This window comes from Streptomyces boncukensis, assembly GCF_011045075.1.
Taxonomy (GTDB): domain Bacteria; phylum Actinomycetota; class Actinomycetes; order Streptomycetales; family Streptomycetaceae; genus Streptomyces; species Streptomyces boncukensis.
Genome location: NZ_JAAKZZ010000001.1, coordinates 51,063 through 69,328, shown reverse-complemented (window position 1 = coordinate 69,328; position 18,266 = coordinate 51,063). Strand labels below are relative to the sequence as shown.

18 protein-coding genes are annotated in these 18,266 nt (G+C 69.1%); 7 read left to right on the top strand and 11 right to left on the bottom strand.

Annotated elements, in window-relative coordinates; genetic code table 11:
* From G5C65_RS00370 to G5C65_RS00360, 3 genes are all read left to right on the top strand, one after another.
* On the top strand, positions 1-665 hold a 665-nt coding region (locus G5C65_RS00370), incomplete at its 5' end, for a replication initiator (RefSeq protein ID WP_338146183.1).
* Positions 658-843 (top strand): helix-turn-helix domain-containing protein, encoded by a 186-nt coding sequence (locus tag G5C65_RS00365; RefSeq protein ID WP_165296507.1) that lies wholly within the window; start codon positions 658-660, stop codon positions 841-843. The genes G5C65_RS00370 and G5C65_RS00365, both read left to right, overlap by 8 nt.
* Positions 843-2,009 carry a site-specific integrase gene (locus G5C65_RS00360; RefSeq protein ID WP_165296506.1) on the top strand — a complete coding sequence of 389 codons (1,167 nt, stop codon included), beginning with the start codon at positions 843-845 and terminating at the stop codon, positions 2,007-2,009. The genes G5C65_RS00365 and G5C65_RS00360 overlap by 1 nt, the downstream gene beginning before the upstream one ends.
* A 451-nt stretch (positions 2,010-2,460) precedes the next feature.
* Here the strand turns inward: G5C65_RS00360 and G5C65_RS00355 are convergent, their stop codons facing one another.
* The 11 genes from G5C65_RS00355 to G5C65_RS00305 form a co-directional block, all read right to left on the bottom strand.
* Positions 2,461-2,958, bottom strand: a complete 498-nt coding sequence (locus G5C65_RS00355) for a gamma-glutamylcyclotransferase family protein (protein WP_241265433.1) — start codon at positions 2,956-2,958, stop codon at positions 2,461-2,463.
* 125 nt (positions 2,959-3,083) lie between these two features.
* Positions 3,084-5,162 (bottom strand): methyltransferase, FxLD system, encoded by a 2,079-nt coding sequence (fxlM, locus tag G5C65_RS40305; RefSeq protein ID WP_206441068.1) that lies wholly within the window; start codon positions 5,160-5,162, stop codon positions 3,084-3,086.
* Between the two features lie 15 nt (positions 5,163-5,177).
* Positions 5,178-6,449: a lanthionine synthetase LanC family protein gene (locus tag G5C65_RS00345; protein ID WP_206441067.1), complete on the bottom strand. Its 1,272-nt coding sequence runs from the start codon at positions 6,447-6,449 to the stop codon at positions 5,178-5,180.
* Positions 6,446-9,535 (bottom strand): thiopeptide-type bacteriocin biosynthesis protein, encoded by a 3,090-nt coding sequence (locus G5C65_RS00340; protein WP_165296504.1) that lies wholly within the window; start codon positions 9,533-9,535, stop codon positions 6,446-6,448. The genes G5C65_RS00345 and G5C65_RS00340 overlap by 4 nt, the downstream gene beginning before the upstream one ends.
* 115 nt (positions 9,536-9,650) lie before the next feature.
* On the bottom strand, positions 9,651-9,809 hold the full coding sequence (gene fxlA, locus G5C65_RS00335) for an FxLD family lanthipeptide (protein ID WP_165296503.1): 159 nt from the start codon (positions 9,807-9,809) through the stop codon (positions 9,651-9,653).
* Between the two features lie 233 nt (positions 9,810-10,042).
* Entirely contained in the window at positions 10,043-10,948 is a 906-nt protein-coding gene (locus G5C65_RS00330; RefSeq protein WP_165296502.1) for an endonuclease/exonuclease/phosphatase family protein, read from the bottom strand.
* 8 nt (positions 10,949-10,956) lie between these two features.
* Positions 10,957-11,625, bottom strand: coding sequence for a hypothetical protein (locus G5C65_RS00325; RefSeq protein WP_165296501.1), 669 nt, complete (start codon positions 11,623-11,625; stop codon positions 10,957-10,959).
* Positions 11,622-11,828 (bottom strand): DUF5999 family protein, encoded by a 207-nt coding sequence (locus G5C65_RS00320; protein WP_165296514.1) that lies wholly within the window; start codon positions 11,826-11,828, stop codon positions 11,622-11,624. The genes G5C65_RS00325 and G5C65_RS00320 overlap by 4 nt, the downstream gene beginning before the upstream one ends.
* 353 nt (positions 11,829-12,181) lie before the next feature.
* Positions 12,182-12,646: a LuxR C-terminal-related transcriptional regulator gene (locus G5C65_RS00315; RefSeq protein ID WP_165296500.1), complete on the bottom strand. Its 465-nt coding sequence runs from the start codon at positions 12,644-12,646 to the stop codon at positions 12,182-12,184.
* A 307-nt stretch (positions 12,647-12,953) separates the two neighbouring features.
* Positions 12,954-13,349, bottom strand: a complete 396-nt coding sequence (locus G5C65_RS00310; RefSeq protein WP_206441066.1) for a DUF6415 family natural product biosynthesis protein — start codon at positions 13,347-13,349, stop codon at positions 12,954-12,956.
* On the bottom strand, positions 13,349-13,783 hold the full coding sequence (locus G5C65_RS00305) for an ATP-binding protein (RefSeq protein ID WP_165296499.1): 435 nt from the start codon (positions 13,781-13,783) through the stop codon (positions 13,349-13,351). The genes G5C65_RS00310 and G5C65_RS00305 overlap by 1 nt, the downstream gene beginning before the upstream one ends.
* 467 nt (positions 13,784-14,250) lie before the next feature.
* Here G5C65_RS00305 and G5C65_RS00300 point away from each other — a divergent pair, with 467 nt between their 5' ends.
* The 4 genes from G5C65_RS00300 (at position 14,251) to G5C65_RS00285 (ending at position 18,122) form a co-directional block, all read left to right on the top strand.
* Positions 14,251-15,528 carry an NsdA family TPR-like regulatory protein gene (locus tag G5C65_RS00300; protein ID WP_241265431.1) on the top strand — a complete coding sequence of 426 codons (1,278 nt, stop codon included), beginning with the start codon at positions 14,251-14,253 and terminating at the stop codon, positions 15,526-15,528.
* Positions 15,525-16,064: a GNAT family N-acetyltransferase gene (locus G5C65_RS00295; protein WP_206441065.1), complete on the top strand. Its 540-nt coding sequence runs from the start codon at positions 15,525-15,527 to the stop codon at positions 16,062-16,064. Before G5C65_RS00300 ends, G5C65_RS00295 begins: the two co-directional genes overlap by 4 nt.
* A gap of 153 nt (positions 16,065-16,217) precedes the next feature.
* Positions 16,218-17,609: an NsdA family TPR-like regulatory protein gene (locus G5C65_RS00290; protein WP_165296498.1), complete on the top strand. Its 1,392-nt coding sequence runs from the start codon at positions 16,218-16,220 to the stop codon at positions 17,607-17,609.
* Positions 17,610-17,648: 39 nt separating this feature from the next.
* Complete coding sequence (locus G5C65_RS00285) at positions 17,649-18,122, top strand: TrmO family methyltransferase domain-containing protein (protein WP_165296497.1); 474 nt, start codon at positions 17,649-17,651, stop codon at positions 18,120-18,122.
* The last annotated feature ends 144 nt before the right edge of the window (positions 18,123-18,266 follow it).

Sequence of the window (18,266 nt, the reverse complement as noted above, 5' to 3'; positions counted from 1 at the left end):
GGGCTACCTTGCACCTGCTCACCGACGCCATACGCGCCGCCGCCGCCCGCGTCACCCTTGACATCCCGGCTGCCGGTGACCAGCCCGCTCGCACCCTGTACTGGGGCGAACAACTCGACGTGCAGTCCATCGGTGCCTTCGGCCACGGTGAAGACCTCACCGAGCAGGCCGTTGCCTCCTACGTGGCCAAGTACGCCACCAAGGGCGCCGAAACCGCGACCGGCACCGCAGACCGCCGCATCGGCAGCCACGACGCCATCGCACTCCTCGGCATCCCCGACCACCCCGCCCGGCTCATCGCAGCCTGCCTCGACCTGCACCCCCTCTACCCCGACCGCAAACTCCGCGACTGGGCCCACATGCTCGGCTTCCGAGGCCACTTCAGCTCGAAGTCACGCCGCTACTCCACCACCCTCGGCGCCCTCCGCCAGGCCCGCGCCGACTACCGCGCCCGCCAGCAACGCGCACACCTCGGACTACCCGACCCCGACACCCAGCCCGAGACAACCACCCTCACCCTCGCCCACTGGGCCTACGCCGGACACGGCCACACGCCAGGAGAGTCCTGGCTGGCCGAATCGATCGCAAAGGACATCCGACTGAACCGAGAGATCGTACGTGAAGCCCTGGTGGACCTTGACGACTTGGGGGGTTGGGATGACTGATGAACTTCTGACCGTCCGAGAGGTCACGGTCACGTTGAAGATCGGCCGCACCAAGGTCTACGACTTAATCCGCACCAAGGAATTGCCCTCGCTGACCATCGGCCGCAGTCGTCGTATCCCGGCAAAAGCGGTGCGGGTCTACCTCACCTCGCGTATGGACCTTGGGGAGGTGGCCTGATGGCGAAGCGACGTAGTCGGGGCGACGGCGGCCTTCACTGGGACGACAAGCGTCAACGGTGGATTGCCACGGTCAGCCTCGGTTTTGACGCGAGCGGCAAACGGATCGTGAAGCGGGCCAGCGGCAAGACCAAGTCTGAGGCCAAGGTGAAGCTCAAGGAGGTGCTCAGGGACTACGAAGACGGTCTTGCGATCGCACCTACCGGTTACACGGTCAAGGACGCGGTGATGGACTGGCTTGCGTACGGGCTCGCTGGTCGGGATTCGGGGACCGTCGAGACGAACACGATCCTGTGCAACACCCACGTCATCCCCGCCCTGGGGGCGCGAAAGCTCCGTGATCTCAGCGCTGAGGACGTGGACAAGTGGCTTGCGGATAAGGCGAAAACGCTGAGTACTCGGACTCTGGAAGCGATCCGCTCATGTCTGAACCGCGCCGTGAAGCGGGCCATGGCTCGCGACAAGGTCAAGCGAAACGTCGTCGAGCTGTGCTCGGTCCCCGCTGGCCAACCCGGGCGACCCTCGAAGTCCCTGACCTTGGCTCAGGCGGAAGATGTCTTGACCGCTGCTGAGGACTCGCCGCTCTACGCGTACGTCGTGGTGTCGCTCCTGACTGGCGGCCGTACGGAGGAAGTCCGCCCGCTCACATGGGATCACGTCGACCTTAACGGCGACCCGAAGGCGATCCCCGAGATTCCGCCGCACATTGCAGTCTGGCGCTCGGTCCGCAGTACCGGAGACACCAAGACCCGGAAGTCCCGCCGAACGCTGGCTTTGCCCGGTCGGGCGATCGACGCTCTGAAGATCCAGTGGGAGCGGCAGGGCTGGCAACGGCTCGCGGCTGGTGATCAGTGGCAGGATGACGGGCTGGTCTTCACCTCGGCGGTCGGCACCGAACTCGACTCCGCGAACGTTCGGCGAGAGTTCCGCCGCATCCTTGCGCGGGTCGACGGGATCAATTCCCAGGACTGGACGCCTCGGGAGCTTCGCCAGACCTTCGTGTCGATCCTGTCGGACGGCGGCATGCCGATCGAGGAGATCTCCAGGCTGGTCGGCCACTCCAGCATGGCCGTGACCGAAGAGGTCTACCGGAAGCAGATCCGCCCGGTGATCCAGTCCGGCGCGACAGCCATGGATGGCATCTTCGGGCGGACTCCGAAGCGATAGTCACTCAGTTAGTCACGCACAAGATCAAAGGGCCGATACCGAGTCCGGTACCGGCCCTTTGACCTGCTACTTCTCTGTCGGGGTGGCGGGATTTGAACCCACGACCTCTTCGTCCCGAATTACGAGCGCCGTCAAGATCGCGGTTGGGATGGACCGTCCTGACCTGTGCTCCAGTGGGAAAAATGCCAGGTCGGAGGGGTGGCGGGTGGTGATGTTGCTGGGCGTGGTGACTGCTGCGCGACTCGGGGGACACTTCTCAGATCCCTTTCGCTTCTCCAAGATCACACCCAGTTCACACCCAGAATCGTCAGAAGTACCGCAGAAGTCAGTGCAGGTCAGGGGGTACATCGCAGCGCACGGCGGACCGGGGTGTGGGCCGCCGACACCCAAGTTCTGAACCCCTGCGAGGTGCCGGTTGGAGGCTACCCGGAGCATTGGGACGCTCCCCGGATCAGTAGCCGGCCCTGGCCGCCAGCTCGGGAGCGATCCGCGCGCACCGCGCGGCGTACTCCTGGAGGTGGCGATCATGGAACTCCTTCACATCCCAGTTCTCGGCCTGCACTTCTCCGCCCGGCCAAATGTATGTCCAGGCGGCAGACCCGCAGTGCAGATCAAGCCGCCGCAACTCGTACCGGTCATCCTCGAAGGTGTCGAGGACCCTCCACTCCCGTTCGCTCATGCTCGTCAGCAGCAGGCCGGGAGCCTCGGAACCGGGGGCCGAGACGAGGCCGGGGTACACGCGGCCGACCAGGGCTGCGGCGCGCCAGCCGGAGGCGGTGGCTGGCTGGCGTTCGGGGACGCGCCCGATGAGGCCGGTGAGTACGGCCTCGAACTGGAGAGTGCCGTAGACGAACAGCGCCGTGGGGCCGTCGGCGAGCCGGTTCGATAGAGCGCTGTGGGAGCCCGTCGAGTGCTGCGCCGGGATGGCGTCCCGCATGTACTTCTCCATTCGCTCAGGCTGGGGTCCGGTCGACTTGGATCGGGCAGAGGAGAGCCCTGGGGCATGACGGTGAGGTCAGCTCTCCAGGGCTCTCCAGGCTCAGTGCCTTGCTTGTTGCGCGAGGTGAGGCCCGTTCACCAACCGATGGTCAGTCGGGTGTCGGGCCGGGTGACGCGGGCGCCGTCGCCGAGCTGGTCGTCTCCGGCGGCAGCGGGGTAGGCCGTGATGAGGGGCTGGGCGGGGCGCTCCTGGCTCCAGCGGTGCAGCAGGTCGCTGACCTGCTCGGTGAGCTTGTCGGCGTCCGGGCCGTTGGCGGTGATGCCCAGTTCGTCGGCGTCGTCGCTGACGGGGCGGGCCGTGAGGTAGGCGAAGGTGCCGCCGTCGTACATGGCGGCACCGGACCAGCGGAGGGCGGGGGCGGCCAGGCCGAGGTCGCGGGCCGCGGGGCCGACGGACAGTTTGCCGAAGCTCAGGCCGGAGTCGATGGAGGCGAGCCAGAGGTCGAGGTGGGCCGCCTGCTCGTCGTGGCGCACGTGGATGCCGGTCCACTGCTGGTGGGCGGGGTAGGTGAGGACGCCTGCCAGCGCGGACTGGTCCGGCTGATCCTCGGCGTCGATCTTGAGGATGGCGTCCTCGGCGAGGCGGACGTGGATCTCGCCCATTTCGGCGGCGCCGCGCAGGGGGACGAAGCCGCACACCGCTACGTTGGTGCTGACCATGCGGTCGTCTTCGGTACGGGTGAAGGCGATGGACCGGGTCAGGCCGCTGCCGTGCAGTCGCAGGGGGACGACGATCCGTCCACCGGGCGCGAGTTGAGACCACCAAGCGGCCGGGATGTCCCAGGCCCCGGCGGTGACGATGATCCGGTCGAACGGTGCGCGGTCGGGATCGCCGAGGGCGCCGTCCCGGCACAGCACGGTGACGTGCTCGTACCCGGCTTCGGTCAGGTGTGCGCGGGCGCCTTCGGCGAGGTCGTCGTCGAGTTCGATGGTGACCACCTGTCCGTTCTCGCCGACGAGTTCGGCGAGCAGAGCGGCGTTGATACCGGTGGCCGCACCGATTTCCAGGACCCGCTGTCCGGGGGCGACGTCGAGCTGTTCGAGCATCGTGGCGACGATGTTCGGGCTGGAGGCGGAGGAGACCGCGGTGCCGTCGGCCGCGCGCTTGGTGACCACTTGCTTGGGCGCATACGCCGTGGCGAGGTCCACCTCGGGCAGGAACAGATGCCTTGGGATGGTGCGGAAGGCGTTCTTGACGGCCTCGGTGCGGAAGGTGCCGAGACTGTCGATCTTGGCCACGAGGGCGTCGCGGAGGGCGCGGGGATCAGTGGTCGGTGCAGGGGTGGTGTCCATGGTCACTGGCCTGACTGTAGTGGGCTGAGCAATGGCGACGTCGGAGCTTCGCGGGACCGTGCCGCTGACGGGCTCGCGGTGGAAAATGATGCGGCTCGCAGCGTGGGCGATGGCGGCCTGATGCTCCGCGCTGATGCCGAGACGGTTGAAGGCAAAGAGCAGATGGTCGGTGAGGACGGCGCGTATTCCGCGGGTCAGAGACCCGTGGCCGGCCAGGTCGGCGAGGGCCACTCCCGCTCCCTCATAGGCTGCGGGCCAGGCGGGAGTCTGGGTGAGGGGGCTGCCAGGGCTGTCTTCGGCGGCGGTGATGAGCATCTGAACCCCGGCCAGGGTCGGCGCGGACGGTGTCCGGGTGTCGGCGGCCCGGTGTTCGGCGACGGCCGTCCAGATGTCGCCTTGCTCGTAGAAGTCCTGGCCGGCCGCCTGCATCATGCGGGTGGCCAGCCGCAGGCCGATCTCGCGCCGGTGATCCGGCCCACCACGGGCGTGGGCGAGGTGCGCGAGGATGCGGCGGCTGTCGGCGTGGAAGAGACGGTGAGCGATCTCCATGGCGGGCTTGCCACCGAAGCGGTAGGTCTCCGGCTCGTACACCACGTCCTCGGCGTGGGCGCGCAGGTCGGGGGCCTCGGTCATCTGCGCGAGGAGGGCGGCGGTGTCCTCGTCGCGTCCGGGGGTGGGCTGGAGGCGCAGGCGCCAGGTTTCCCGCTTTCGGATGAACCACCAAGAGGTGATCGCTCCGTCATCCTCGGCCTGGGCCAGCAGCGGCAGGATGTGCTGGACGGCCAGGCGTTCGGCGTCCTGCCAGGTGTCGCTGGACAGGTTGATCTGCCGCCAGGCGGGGGTGGGGTCGTCGCTTGTCACAGGCACTTCCTCGGGCTAGTCGATCAACAGGCAGGTGGGCCAGCCGCCGGTGGTGCCGGTGGCGATGCTGTGCAGGGCCAGGGCAATACCGGCGCTCCCCTCGATGAGGCCGGGTACTTGGTCGGGATCGGTGTCGCGGGCGTCGTCGAGGAGGCGGACCAGCACCCGGTCCAGGCCGTGGGCGATGCCGGGGGCGGTGGCGTCGGCTGCGGCGTGCCACACCGTGGTGACGATTCCGGCCCAGCCGTGGCACAGAGCGGGGTCGGTGACGCGGGCGAGCTGGACGGGATCGGCCAGGCAGCAGACGAGAGCGTCCTCGGCCGCCTGCTGGCGGGCGGTATCGCCCAGAGCGAGGGCGGCGAGTTGCTGTGCGCGGGCGATGCCGGGGGTGCCGTAGCACCAGGAGGGGCGGGCCGGCCCGTCCCGGTGGGGGCGGCCGTCTTCCAGTTCATCCAGGGTGATCCGCTCGGGCCACCAGGGGCCAGCGGCCGACGGCTGCCGCCAGGCGTCCAGGTGGACGCTGACGGTCTCGATGGCGTCGGCGTGCCCGTCGACGGTGATCCCTTCGCGCATCGCGAGGGCGAGCAGAGCCAAGGCAGCGGGGATGCCATGGGCCATACCGAGGTTGGCGTGCCCGTGCGCGAAGGCCGAGTCGAGCGACCCGGCGGGGATGTCGGCGGTCCACCAGCCTGGTGCCCGGCTACCGGCGGCATCGTCGGCCGGGATGGGCCGGGTGAGGCGAACCACGTAGGCGAGGACGCGGCGGAGCAGTTCACCGCCGGGGTCGCGCCTGAGCAGATAGGCACCCAGCCCGGCGAGGCCGCGGGTGAGATCGAACTCGTACTGCGAGGGCCGCCGGGCGGCGCCGATGCGCTCGGCGGCAGCCGTCAGTCGGGCGTGAACGAGCTGGGCGACAGCCGCGTCCAGGCGGGCAAGGGCGCCTTGGTAGCGGTCGGGGGCGGCGAGGTGGAGGGCGAAGCCGACGGCCGGAGCGCCGAACCAGAGACCGGCCCCCGGCCCGGCGGATAGGTCGTCGCGGGCGGCGCGGGCGAGCCACGCGTGCATCGACTCGGTGCCGCCGAGGCCCTGCTGGGCGCGCAGGCCGTGCAGCACGGCGACGCCGGCGGCGCCTTTGGACAAGGACTGGTCTCGCCAGCGTGGGCTGTCCGGCCGGACGTCGTCGCCGTAGTCCACATCCGGCGGCACCGCCAGAGCGTCGACGAGTTCAGCGGCGATGGTCGCGGCGCGTTCACGCAAAGCCGCTGCCGTGGTGTCCCGCACGGTCACCGGTCCCCTCCTTGGTGTTGTCGGTCGGTGTGGCGTGCGGCGCTGGCGAGGGCGATGGCCCGGGCCAGCTTGTAGGTCGCCGCCTCGGACACTTCCTCGAATGGATGCGCGCGGACGTGATGCAGGTGCAGCAGCGAGCCGAGCACCGTTCCCGGAGCCAGAGCTTTACCGGAGGAGGTGAGGCAAGCTGCGTGCTCGGTTGCCGCCTGGGTGCGGGTAGCCCAGGCGGCAGCGAGGTCGCTGCCGCCCGGCAACGTCTCCAGAGCCCCGCTGCGGGCGAGGTGGAGCGTGTGGCTACGGGTCTGGCGATCCTGGGCGCCGGCCCCGTCGGCGTACTGGGGGTGGGCGAGCAGCCAGCGCAGACCCGTGCTCCGGTCGCCCATGACGGCGGCGGCGAGATCGGCCATGCTCGCGGCGGTCAGCGCCTGCGGCGGGATCTCCCGGTGGGCAGCCAGGAAAGCGAGTTGGACGAGGACGGCCGCGGAGTCGGCGGCGAACAGACGCTCGGCAGCCTCCATGGCGTCCCCCGTGCCGTACCGGCCGGTCTCCGGCCGGTAGGTGTCGAAGGAGATCTCCCCGGCCAGCCCCGCTTGCTGCAACTCGCCTGCCCAGGCCGTCAGGTGCCCGGCGGTCCGCGCGGTGTCGGCGTCCCGTACCCGCAGACGTAGGTGAGGGCTGGGGTGACGGTAGCGGACGAACCACCACAGCGGCGGCTTCTCCCAGCGGGCCAGGAGCGCGGTCAGGTGCCGGGTCAGGATGTCGTCGGTCGTCTCGCTCGGGGCGTACAGCTTCGCGTACACCACTCCGTTCCCGTCCCGGCTGTCGGTCACCGGCGGCGGGACGCGGGTAAGGAAGGACGGTGCCGCTGCGGGCGGAGCCGTCGGGGCCAGCGGAACGACGATCTCGTGCGCCCGGCCGCCGCACCAGCCGTGTTCCGCGCTGTCGGGAGCCTCGGCTACGGTGACCGGCTCGTTGACGGCGTTCAGGTGGGCGCGCAGCACCTCCATGTCCATGGCCTCGTCCAGGTTCAGGCGCAGACGACGGTCGCCGTCCCCGACCGCGACGGTGGCGGGCAGATGACGGCGGTCGCGGAGCGCCTGCCACGCCGCAGTCCACTGCTGGGCGGGGGCCTGCTGTCCGGGGAGGTCGGCGGGGGCGATCCGCCACTGGGCGGGGGCGAGGAGGCTCTTGCCGTAGCGCACGCGCGGCAGGTAGGGCAGGCAGGCGGCGGTGCCCCAGTCGAACGTGGTGACTGCTGGGTGGGCGGAGCGTGGGATCTCGAACAGCAGTCTGGCCAGATCCGGCATGGTGTGCCGGGCGCCGGCGTGCGGCAGCGTCGGCTCCACCACCCGCCGTTGCGAGCGGGAGACGACGTACAGGCGTGTGGAGTCTGCGGCGACAGCCAGGTCCGTCAGCGGGAGGTGCCCGTCGTCATAGCGGTACTCGGCCAGCGAGATGACGTGCGGGGTTACGGGCATCACGCGCAGGACGTTCTCGCTGCCCAGGCGCCGGGGCGGGTACGAGAGCTGGGCGGCCATCGCCCCGGCCACACCGGTCGGCAACGCCGGATACAGGGCAGTGGTCTCGTCCGGTGCTCCGTCCGCCAGCAGATCGAGGAAGCGGCCGGTAGTGGCCCCGGCCCGGCCGAACCCGCTGACGGCGAGGGTGAACTCGCCTTCGTCGATGGCGGCCTGGGAGGAGGCGCGGAGGTCCACCGAAAGGTCCGCCGCCGACACCGGCGCGGCGCCGTCGCGGACGGGGCTGATCCGTTCCAGGTCGGTCGGCTCCAAGACGATCTCGCTGACACCGTCGAGGGCGGCCTGGTGGGCGAGGGCGAGGAGGGCTTCATCCCGTCGCGTGATCTCTCGCTGGGAGGACGGGACGGTGAAGTGGCGAGGGTAGCCGAGCCCGCTGGCGGAATCGGTCAGCTCGGTGACCGGAACGAGGGTGCCTGGTCCGTATCGGGCCAGGAAGTCGCGGTGGTACTCGCGCCACGATGTGCTCGCCGAGGGCTGCGGAGTGAGCCGGATCAGGGCCTGGGCTGCGTCGGCGGCCTCCGTGGCCACCGAGCGGGGCAGCATGAGGTCGGCGTCCAAGGAGAGGTCCATGGCCAAGGGCTGGTCGGTGACGCTCGACAGAGCCCGCATCCGGTCCGTGACCAGGCGCCGGTCCTGCCGTCCATCCCAGGTCCCGGCCTGGCCAAGCCCGCTTATCTGGTGGTGAAGGGCTCGGAGTTCGGCGTGCACCGTCTCCACGTCAGGCACGGCGTCGGCGCCCGCCGCGTCCAGGGCGCTCAGCAACGATCCGAGGGGATCGGTGCAGGTGCCCGGGGCACGCAGGCTGCTGATCAGTACGCCGGAGAGCATCAGTTGGCCGATCGCGCCCATCAGCGCGTCGCGCGAGGCGCCGGGGTGCTCGGCGGCGGCCTTGTCGGCCAGTGTGCCGGCCGGTACGGGGGTGCGCGCTGCTTGGCAGATCGTGTGCACGACCGGAACCCGTCTCAGGGTCACCTTCGCCACGTTCTCGCCCGAGCTGCGGACGGCGACGGCCAGGTGGGGCTGCCAGGGCACCACCAGCTTCTCGCCTCGCTCGACGGCCAGGTTGTTGACGACGACGGGCAGCCGCTCGCGCAGCGACGGGCACGCTTCGAGCCGGGCGATGACGTCGGCGAGCCACACGGCGTCGGCCCTCGCACGGGGTCGATGGTCGCCGCTCCAGTACAGGCGGGTCCGGTCGCTGAAGCGGAAGGGGCCGACTCCGGCGAACGTACCGAAGGGGGTGGCCCGGCCGCGTAGGCGAATCAGGTATCGGGCCAGGGACGTTGCCATGTGCCGCAGGTCAACGGCAGCGAAGTCCCGTCCGGACAGGGCCTGTTCGATCCGATCGGCCAGCGGCGGGCTGGCCAGCGTGACGGCTTCGGCGAGAGATCGGGTTGCCCACACTTTCGCGAGCCAGGACCGCCATGAGGCGGCGTCGGCTGCCTGGCCGGGCCAGGGCGGAAGGAGCTCGTCAGACCCGGACGTGCTCGCCCGCCACATCGCCGCCGTAAGCGGCCGGTAGTACGGCGTGTACTCGATCGCTGTCACCTTCTGCTGCCTCTCCGCGCTGCGGCGTGGGGTTCGGGCACGGACCCCGGGGGTGCCCGCGGCGAGACTCGCTCGCCGCAGACACCCCGGGGGCATCAGAGCCGGGCTGACTGACTCAGCAGTCGCTGCCGCGGACGGTGTCGCAGCCGTCGTCGGTGGACGACAGCAGGGCCGCGGCCACCGGGCCGGCGGTGACGATGCTGACGTTCAGCTCCAGGTCGACACCGTCGGACACCGGAGCGGCGGCCTGGCTCTGCTCGATGGTCGTGAGCATGGTTCCTCCTACTGGTCGGTTGTGCTTCTGACTGGTGTTGCCACCTGGTCGCTACGCCGGACAGCGCCAGGACCAGGAGATCGGGAGCTGCGCTGGGGCAGCCGGGTTGTGCGGGGAGGAGCCCGACGGGGGACGGGTTCCTCCCCACACGTTCCTCCGGAGTCGAGCCTTGTTCCAGGTCCGACTGCCGGGTGGTGCACCCACCTGTCGCTGACGACGGGCGGGCCGTCTCATCACGCGCACAGCACGCTCTCCACCTGGGTGAGTACGCGTTCAAGCCGGGTGCGGTGGAAGCGGTAGAAGACCAATCCGTGGTCAGAGACGGCGCGGGTGTCCTCGTTGTCGATGACCTCGACGTGGTCGAGGGCGGCGGCGATTCCCCCGGCGGAGTACGTGCGGTCGATGCGCTGGGGTCCGCCCTGGTGGGGCTTGTCGAACCCGGCGGTGGCGGCGAGGGCGCCGACCTGCCCGAGGTGGTCGGCGGCGTGGCGCGCGAGGTCGACGTACTCGGCGTCGATCAGGGCGCCGTCGGGGCGGGTGTCGCTGCGACGGTGCCCATCCGTATCCAGGAAGGTGCGGTGGACCATGTGTGCTCGGTCGGTGACCTTGTCCCAGTCGGGCAGGGAGATCGGTTCGGGGCTGCGCGGATAGCTGTTGGTGTCACCGCCGGCGAGCGTGGCCATGCCGAGTTGGGCCTGTGTAGTGAGCCAACCGGCCTCGGTAAGGCGGTTGTTGGCGTCGAACCAGCACATGTGGAACGAGATCAGGTTCAGCGGGATCGGGCAGTCTCCGAGCTTCGCCGTGACGTGACAGGGGTGGAGCCACCAGGGCTTCGCGCGAGGCCGGGCTTCTGCGACCTGGAACATGTCGGGGCGCAGGTATACGGCGGTAGCGATGTCTGCGTCCGCGTCAGGGTTGGGTGCGGACAGGAACCCGCGGAGCTTCAGCCTCTTCTCCGTGGCGTGCATGAGCTGGTTGCCCCGCTCTCTGCTGAACTTCGCTTCCTGCTGGAGCAGCACGTCCGGCCCGCCGTCTCCGAGTCCGGCGAGGATGTCGAGCGCGAAGTCCCGGCGTTCACCATTACGGCCGCCGTCTGCCTCGATGTTCCAGACAGCGACGTCGACGGTGCTGGCGTCCATGGAGGCTCCTAGTGTTGATCGTTTCTATCTGTGGGCACGAGGTCGTCCAGGTCGACGACCGTGAAGGACCGCAACGTGCGCACGAGCTGGGAGGCGAGAAACCACCTCAGAGCGGGGTCGCCGTACGGAACGGGGACGTCGTCGCCCGATAGGACTCGAAGGCCGTTGTCGGTGTAGGCGTGGGGCGTTCCTATGACCCCGTACAGGGGCGCGCTCTGCGCCAGCAGCGCAACGTGCCCGTGCTCTGCGAGGTAGGGGCAGCGCTTCGCTGCCAAGCGCGCGTGCCGTAGGCAGACCGGGGGTTGCGCGGAGCGGACTGGGGTGCTGGCCATGGGCACGCCGTCCTTTTTGGCCTCCAGGAACAGAATTCCCTCGGGTGTTCTGGCGTTCTGAACGCACACCTGGCACTTGAGCTTGAGCATCGTCTCGCGCTGCCGGGAGGGGTGCACCATCCGCCACTTCGGCTCGCCGGTCGGCAACCGGTCGGGGCCGATCGACTGCGAGACCCGTCCCCATAGGACGCCGCGTACGTCGCGGTCCTCCCTGGTCTCGTCCCAGTACCCCAGCCTCGCAACGCCGGCGGCGTCGAAGGTGGCGCGTAGGGAGAGGAACGAGTCGGCCTCTTCTCCCTCACGAGCAGTGATGTAGGGGACGAGGCACTTCGTGGTCGCGCTCATACGCGTGTCCCTGCCGTTCCGACGCCGCGGTGCGGAGCGATGATCTGGCCGTTCGGCAGCAGCTCGCCGGTGTCCTCAAAGAGCAGCACGTTGTTGCACAGCAAGCTCCAGCCCTGAATACCGCCATGCGCGATGACGTGCGCGGCCTCCCGGTCAGGCGCATCGGCGGTGGGGCAGGGCGGGCTGTGCCGACACGTGGGCACGCGTTTCTCGCTGACCGCGCCAGCGGCTCGGTTCAGGGCTTGAACGAGGCGCGCGAGGTTCTGGGCGCGGTGCGCGGCCGACCGGGGAGCGGCAGTCCGGGCCAAGGGCTTCAAGTTGAGACGACGGTCGGCCTCGCTGAGCGTGGCCTGGGCGCCATCGGCAGCGACCGACCCGGCGGCGTTGGCGCGGTACTGGGCGCGTAGGTCGTCGGCGACGATCCGGCCGTAGCGGGCGAAACACGCGGCCATGCTCAGCGCGTCCTCGACGGAAGGAAGATCAGCGCCGTCCAAGTCCCAGGACAGGGCCGTCTCGACGAGGGCCAGAATCTCGACTTTGTCGGGGACGGCGGCCGTCAGCGCAGCCATACGTTCACCTCGTCTGCGGTCAGGATCTGGAACTGCCACGCTCTTGTGACGGCGTGGGCACGGTTCTGGGCTCGAAGGTTCTTCAGGAGGTCGCGGCCGTCCCGGCGGACGATGGTGACCGGCCGATTCAGCTCGGTGGCCATCTGCGCGGACGCCATCCCCTGAGCAATGAGCGGCACGATGTCGCGCTGCTCACGGGGCAGAAACAGGGCCTCGGGGTCCAGCGGGTTCGGCCGGTCAATGGCGTCCGTGGCGTAGGCGACAGCGAGAGCCGCCGCGGTCTCCCTCACGCCGTGGAGCTTGCGTTTGGCCAGCTTGAGGTAGCCCAGGGCGGTGTTCTCACGGATCTTGAGGTCCAGAGCGACCGTGGCGAGCGTGCTGCCGTCGGCCAGGCCCTCAAGGATCTGCCGCTCTCGGGGGGCGAGGGTGATCCTCGCGACGGTCGTGGTCACGTCTCTGCTCCTTGGCGGGTGTGGATGATCTGCTGACACAGCCAGGCGAATCGCAGTTCGTCGTTGTCTGCCAAGCGACGTATCGCCGGTGCCGGCCGTCGACGCCGCGTCCGCTGTGCGTGGGCGAGGACGAGCGCGGCGAGGAGTATGGGAGCGAACCGGCAGAGATAGCTGCCCGGCGCCGAGGCGCGACGGCCTCCCAGAGCGTTTGAAGCCTCGTTTTCTCGGCGCCGGGCGTGGAGTCGGACTTGCTGCCGTGGAGAGCCGTTTCTCAGGGCACGTCCGACGTTGTGGGTGGGAGAGCGCGTCATGCGGCGTCATCTCCCATCAGGTCGAGGAGCGTGAGGATGGCCATGGCGAAGCGGATGAGATGCCCGCGGGCCTGTTCCGGCGGTGGCTGCTGGACGCTCATGTCGATCACGCGCCGCATCTCCTCGATCGGGTACGGCGCAACGAGATAGGGCACGATCTCCACGAGCTTCGTCGTGGCCCTCCGCAACCGGTCTGCGATGGCCGGGACTTCGTCGGGCGCGGGCTTCGCGTTCTCGCCGAGAACGGCTTCCAGGTCGTCATACAGCTCGTCGGTGACTGCCTCGCGTGCGAGAGAGCGGCGCAGGCCGAAGAGGACCATGCCGGCCGTCACGTCGTCGGCGGAGCATCGCCCGCTCATCTGCGCTGCGGCCTCGCGCGTGATTGCGACCATCACGGCCTCCTCGCGGGGACGCGAAAGACGCACCAGGTCGTCCTGCCGCCGTCGCTGGTGCCCCACCTGTGTGCGAGGACGGCGACGAGGAGCAGGCCGCGGCCGGAATCGTCCTCATCCTCCGGGGAGCGCAGATCGGCCAGGGCCGTGCTTCCGTCGGTGACCGCGACGTGCAGTTCGTTGTCCGCGCACTGCACCCGCAAGGCCACGTCTCCCTCGCCGTGTTCGACAGCGTTCGTGACCAGCTCGGAGACGGCGAGCACGACGTTCTCGGCCAGCGGGCCACGCACGTCCCACCGCTCCAGGTGAGCCAGGGTCATTCGGCGCATGCGGCCGACCCGGGACCGCGCGGGGGCGAAAGCAACCTCGAAGGCGCGCGACGTCTGCGGCAGCGGCTTCGGCGCAACCGGTACGTCTGCTGTGGCCGAGGTCATCGGTAGCCTCCCAGGTGGACAGGTCGGGGCATCGTGCGATGAGCGGCGTGCCTGTGGCTCGGGGGCACTTGAGCCCCGTCGATGCCGCCCATTGACGCTGGCCGGGCACACGGCACTCGTGACGTTGGAGCTGCCGGTGGAGGAGTTCATGTGGGGTACTCCCGCCCGTCGTGAAGCTGGCCTACAAGAGCGAACCGCTTAACCGCCGCGTTCGGCATGGGGTCAAGGGCTTGGAGGCGGTCAAGGTGGTCAAAGATCGTTTGTGGGTCGTCTGCTCGTTCCCGGCGGGCACCGTCACGCAGATCTGCGACAGGGCCGCGAGCCACATCCGGTGCCGGGTGAAACAGATAACTCCCCGTCGCCTGCGGCTGGTTAGGGGATCTGACGCAGAACCGCGATGAGCCCCCTAGGTGATTTTGGTAATCCCTTTACCTTGCGCTGAGTGCGCAACGGTCTACGGTGCGGTCATGGACACCACGCGCAACCAGGCTCTTGAAGCGTGGATGGAAGACCATCAGCACAGCTCCAACAGCCTGGCCAGAGCCATTAATTCGGCCCTGGAGGACCTCACTGGAAAGCCCGGAACCTACGACGGCCGGCACGTCCGGGAGTGGCGATCTGGACGGGTTCGGTGGCCCAACACGGCAACGCGGAAGGTCCTGGAGGACATCTCGGGGGTGTCCGCCGTCGACTTAGGGTTCGTGCCACGGGGCCGCTCCTCACCCACGGCAGCCCCACCGCAGGAGGACCCCATGCACCGCCGCACCCTCGTCGCTGGAACCATCTCGGCGGCCGTGGCTGCCGCCACTCCAGCCGGCGCCTCAACGCGCAAGATCGGCATGAGCGACGTCGGACGCTTGGAGGAGAAGTTCGCCGCCGTGGTCGCCAGTGACCACAAGCGCGGCGGACAGCTCGACATCGAGAAGCGTGCCGCCGACCTCGCCGACTCAGCGCTGAATCTCCAGAACTCCGGCAGCGCCACCCAGCGGGTGCGGAGCCGCCTATACGCCACCGCGGCCAGCTTCCGCTCATCCGCGATGTGGGCGGCCATCGACGGCCGCCGTTTCCAAGACGCCGTCGCCCACATGCGGGAAGCCCAGGCCCTCGCCGAGCTTTCCGGCGACCAGGCGATCAAGTTCCGCATCTGGTCGCACGCCGGCAGCCTCTACCGGCACATGGGGCGCCCTGCCGACGCGCGAGCTGCCAACGACGTCGCACGGAATCTGCACATCACGCGGCGCGACCCGATGTTCGCCTCCCTCGGCATGGCCCGTCAGATGGCTATCCAAGGCGCCGCCCACGAGAGGCGGGGCCTGCCTCGTACCTTCGATCAGGCGTATGAAGCCATGGACCGTGCTGATCGAGGTACGTCCCGGCCGGTATGGCTCCTGGCCTTCTACGATGAGGCGGAGCTTCACTCCCTCGCTCTCACCGCCCATCTCGCCGCTGGCGACTGGACCACTGCCGAGTACCACGCGCACCAGTGCTTGGCCGTACTCAGGCCACACATGCAGCGCTCGCGCGCCATCGCCACTAGCCGCCTCGCACAGGCGCAGCTCGCCCAGGGCGACGTCGACACCGCCACGGATACGGCCATGAAGGTGTCGGCGGAGGCGGCTACCCATCACCCCCGCGTATCGCGCATGCTTCAGGAGTTCGGTGCTGCCCTCCGTGCCACCGCACCGGGTAGCGCCAGCGCGAGCACCTGGACCGAGCACACCGTCGCCTGGAGGCCCCACGCATGACCTCGGCACCTGCCATCGAACTCCGCTCCTTCACCGAACTGGACGCCGTTCGCGGTGACCTGCTCGATGTGTACGCCGAGGTGCGGGCACCGCTGCTCCATCTCGCCAATTACGCGGTCTCTTCGTTTGGTGAGCGGCTGGACAGGCATGGCGCTGAGCCGGGCTTCCAGGCGGTACTTGCCTACGAGGGCGAGCACCCCGTGGGGTACGCGTACGGCAACAGGATCGAAGATGGGGACCGGTACTGGCAGCGCACCAACCCAGCTCCCAGCGAGAAGTACACGGAGCACGCGGCTGTGGCGCTGAAGGAGATCGGTGTGCGCCCCGCATGGCGTGGCACCGGGGTGGCGCGACGCATCCACGACGCCCTCCTCGCCAGCCGCGATGAACCGTACGTGACGCTCATGGTCAACGAAGCAGCCGGCGACGGGAAGGTCCACGCCCTGTACCGGTCGTGGGGCTATGAGGACATCGGCCACAGTCAGCCGTCGCCAGCCTCTCCCCGCCTCACGGTGATGATCCGCTCAACGGGCTGACCCCTGCTCCCGACCTCGTAGGGGCGACTCTGCGCCATCTCTCCTACTCCAGAGGTCAGTTGAGCACTACGTTGGAGCCGCGCCCGCCCAGCTACGTGCCGGGGCGGGTCGGTCAACGTGGTCAAAGATCGCTTTCAATGGCGGGGGCGCAGGATGGCGCGCGAGAGAAACGAGCGGCTGGCCGCACTTCTCGTGGAAGCTCGCTGGTCACGGGCACAGGCAGCAGCCGCGTACAACCGGGTCGCCGTCGAGACGCTGAACGGCGAGGTGCGGGAGAACTCCAAGGTCGGTCGCTCCCACGTGAGCATGTGGGTGGGAGGCACCGAACCGACAGGGGTCGCGCCCGCTATCTTGTGCCAGGCGCTGTCCCGTCGTCTGAAGCGTGAGATCACGCCACAAGAGGCCGGGTTCGCAGCTTCCACCTCACCAGCGCAGGGGGCGCTGGACTGGCGCGTCGATCCCTTGATCGCGCTGAACGACTTGGAGAGTGGAGTGAACACGGACCGGCGTGGGGTGCTGACGAGCGGCGTGTACTCCGCAGCGGCCTTGCTTCTGCCGGACGAAACGTGGTGGGAGGCCATGTCGAGGCGGCCAGCAGAGGAGCCTTCGGTTGGCAAGCGTGTCGGCCACGGCGACGTCGAGATGGTGCGCGAGCTGACGCTGGCCTTCTCGCGCATGGACCAGCGGCGCGGCGGCGGCCACGGCCGGAGGGCGGTCGACGAGTACCTGAAGCACGATGCCCACGACTTCCTTCGGGGACGCTTCGCCAACGACGCGACCCGACGCGCGATGTTCTCTGCCTCCGCAGAGCTGGCCTACGTATCCGGCTGGATGGCCTTCGACAACAGCGAGCACGCGGTCGCGCTCCAGCGCTTCAACACCGCGGTGAAGCTCGCCGCCCGCGCCGGTGACGAACCCCTCAGCGGTCACATCCTGCGCGCCATGGCGCACCAGGCGCTCGACCTGGGCTTTCGCCGTGAAGCCCTCCAGATCGCGGAGACCTCGGTGCACGGCGAGCGCTACGCGGCGGCCACCCCCCGCGAGAGAGCACTCCTCGGCGTAGTGCACGCGCGCACCCTCGCCGCGAACGGCCGCAAGCAGCAGGCCGCAAGGGCGCTTGTCCGCGCTGAGGACGACCTGTCGAACGCCAACGACGGGATCAGAGAGCCGGACCGGACCTTCTTCTTCGGCGAGGCATCCCTCGCCCACGAGACCGCGTGCACGTTGCGTGATCTCGGTGATCAGCAACGTGCGGTCAAGGAGTTCCGGCGCTCCGTACGCACGCGCGGAGCTGCGTTCCGGCGCACGCACGCGGTCACCCTCGGATACATGGGTGCCGCGCAGATCGCGCAGGGCGGCGTCGAAGAAGCCTGTGCGACATGGACCAACGTCCTGGATGCGATGGAGGACGGGATCTACTCGGGCCGAGCCCGTCAGACGGTCGTTGACATGCGGAAACTCCTGTCGCCCTACCGTAAGCGCGGCATCCCCGCGATGGGCGCGCTCGACGCCCGTGCGGCCTCGTACCTGGCGCAAGTAGATTGATCACGTGTGCCGTTGAGACCGAATCGAAGGGCTGGAGCCATGGCTTTGGAGATCAAGCCGATCGGGGAAGTTGTCGCGGGCCGTACCGAGGTCGCCGATGACTACTGGGGAGGCGTCGAGTCGGTGATCCAGCTCGACGAAGCAGAGTTCCCCCTTGATTCGGTACAGGGCCTGGAGGAGTTCTCCCACCTGGTCGTTGTGTGGCACTTCGACCAGGCGTCACCCGATGACGTCGAGCACCACGCCCGCAGCCCGCGTGGAAACACGCAGTGGCCGGCCACGGGCACGTTTGCCCATCGTAATCACCGGCGCCCCAACCAACTGGCGCAGAGCTTCCCGCGGTTGCTGAAGGTCGACGGGCTGAGGCTGTACGTGACCGACCTGGACGCCGTGGTCGGCACGAAGATCTACGACCTGTCGCCCTACTTCACGGAAATGGGGCCGCGCGGAGCGGTCCACGAGCCCGCGTGGCCGGGCGAGATGCTGACGGACTACTGGGCGAAGCCAGCCTGACCCGGCGGCTCACTCACTGTCAGTGGGCGGCCGTACTCTCTCGGTGTGACCTCCCCGGATGTGCTGCCAGATCACGCCTGCCGTGACGCACTGAACGAGTGCATCCGGCTGCTCATGTCCCGGCCCGGGGCAGACGGCCGGGCA

Excerpts from the sequence above, each read along its gene's own strand:
- G5C65_RS00305 (WP_165296499.1), bottom strand. The coding sequence starts at position 13,783 with ATGACCTCGGCCACAGCAGACGTACCGGTTGCGCCGAAGCCGCTGCCG.
- G5C65_RS00355 (WP_241265433.1), bottom strand. The coding sequence starts at position 2,958 with ATGGAGAAGTACATGCGGGACGCCATCCCGGCGCAGCACTCGACGGGC.
- G5C65_RS00330 (WP_165296502.1), bottom strand. The coding sequence starts at position 10,948 with ATGGACGCCAGCACCGTCGACGTCGCTGTCTGGAACATCGAGGCAGAC.
- G5C65_RS00365 (WP_165296507.1), top strand. The coding sequence starts at position 658 with ATGACTGATGAACTTCTGACCGTCCGAGAGGTCACGGTCACGTTGAAG.
- G5C65_RS00310 (WP_206441066.1), bottom strand. The coding sequence starts at position 13,349 with ATGGTCGCAATCACGCGCGAGGCCGCAGCGCAGATGAGCGGGCGATGC.
- G5C65_RS00295 (WP_206441065.1), top strand. The coding sequence starts at position 15,525 with ATGACCTCGGCACCTGCCATCGAACTCCGCTCCTTCACCGAACTGGAC.
- G5C65_RS00285 (WP_165296497.1), top strand. The coding sequence starts at position 17,649 with ATGGCTTTGGAGATCAAGCCGATCGGGGAAGTTGTCGCGGGCCGTACC.
- G5C65_RS00325 (WP_165296501.1), bottom strand. The coding sequence starts at position 11,625 with ATGAGCGCGACCACGAAGTGCCTCGTCCCCTACATCACTGCTCGTGAG.
- G5C65_RS00360 (WP_165296506.1), top strand. The coding sequence starts at position 843 with ATGGCGAAGCGACGTAGTCGGGGCGACGGCGGCCTTCACTGGGACGAC.
- G5C65_RS00300 (WP_241265431.1), top strand. The coding sequence starts at position 14,251 with ATGGACACCACGCGCAACCAGGCTCTTGAAGCGTGGATGGAAGACCAT.
- G5C65_RS00290 (WP_165296498.1), top strand. The coding sequence starts at position 16,218 with ATGGCGCGCGAGAGAAACGAGCGGCTGGCCGCACTTCTCGTGGAAGCT.
- fxlA (WP_165296503.1), bottom strand. The coding sequence starts at position 9,809 with ATGCTCACGACCATCGAGCAGAGCCAGGCCGCCGCTCCGGTGTCCGAC.